Source organism: Streptomyces sp. NPDC031274 (assembly GCF_055570235.1).
This window is the reverse complement of record NZ_JBVIHP010000439.1, coordinates 1-1075: the sequence shown is the minus strand read 5'-3', so window position 1 is coordinate 1075 and position 1075 is coordinate 1. Positions and strand designations below refer to the sequence as shown.

The 1075-nt window shown below is 65.8% G+C and carries 2 protein-coding genes; one reads left to right on the top strand and one right to left on the bottom strand.

What is annotated here, in order from left to right:
* The first annotated feature begins 149 nt into the window (after positions 1-149).
* Positions 150-554 carry a YunG family protein gene (locus ACZ5CR_RS47010; protein WP_468870201.1) on the top strand — a complete coding sequence of 135 codons (405 nt, stop codon included), beginning with the start codon at positions 150-152 and terminating at the stop codon, positions 552-554.
* Between the two features lie 278 nt (positions 555-832).
* Here the strand turns inward: ACZ5CR_RS47010 and ACZ5CR_RS47005 are convergent.
* Positions 833-1075 (bottom strand): hypothetical protein (locus ACZ5CR_RS47005; RefSeq protein ID WP_468870200.1); only part of this gene is annotated, 243 nt, incomplete at its 5' end.

Sequence of the window (1075 nt, the reverse complement as noted above, 5' to 3'; positions counted from 1 at the left end):
GGTGAGCGGACTTCTCAGGTCCCTGCGGGCGGGCAGTTGATCTCCCTGTCTCCCTGTCCGGTACTACTTTTCGTCCCTCGGGTGGGGGCGGATCTGGCCCTTGATTCCGCGTCAGAGTCGGTGTCAGTGGTGACTGCGATACTGACGGCATGATCCCTTGGAGCCTGCTTGACCTTGACAGAGCCTTGCGCGCCAGCTGGGCCGCTGACACCTGCTCCCCTGACGACCTGGAACGCTCTGGCTGGCAGCCAGAGAACCCGGCCTGGGGACACTGCGACATCACAGCTTTGATCGTCAATGACGTCTTCGGCGGCGACCTCATGGCGGGCGAGGTCCACTTCAACGGAGCCCAGCACGGCTTCCATATGTGGAATCGGCTGGCCAGCGGCATCGAACTCGATCTGACGCGCGAGCAGTTCCAGCGAGGCCAGATCGTCACCGAGGGCCGTGTGGTGGAACGCCCTCCGGGTCCTTTGCGCCGCTGGGACGAGTACCTTCTGCTTCGCAAGCGGGTCATCGAGCACCTCGGGTCTCTGCCGGAGCCCGCTGCGTGAACTCGGCCCACCAGTGGGGCGACCCGCGTCCCTCATCCGTGCGTATCGACGCACGGTCTTCGGATCGACCCCCGCCAGCGCAGCCGCCGAGTGATGAGCTGCTGGTGCGCAGCGGGTCTTTAGAGAGGTGTGCGGCAGACGAACGTCGCCTGCCCTGCACACTTCTCGTGCAGGGTGACGGTGAGGCCACCCGCCGAGATGGCCACCTTCGCCGCGGTCACGACCGGCTGGCTCGGCTTAATGGGCTGGTCGCAGCGCCAGCAGAACTTGGGGCTCGCTCATCTCCGTACCTCCTTCAATGCCTGCCGCAGCGCGTGCCCTTCTCGGCAGCGACCGGGTTCGTCCGCGCACTGCTCGCAGCTCTGCATGTGGTCGAGGAGTGCACGGTAGGCATGCGGCTCAGTACAGACTCGGCAGCCGCGGGGGAACCAGACAAGGTCGGTGTCGAACCTGCGGATGGACCGCGTGGCGAGCTCGACAGCGTTCTCCGTGGTGAGGATGACGGCGCACCACACACAGGC

Bases quoted from the DNA above. Each gene is read 5' to 3' on its own strand.
- ACZ5CR_RS47010 (WP_468870201.1), top strand. From the start codon at position 150: ATGATCCCTTGGAGCCTGCTTGACCTTGACAGAGCCTTGCGCGCCAGC.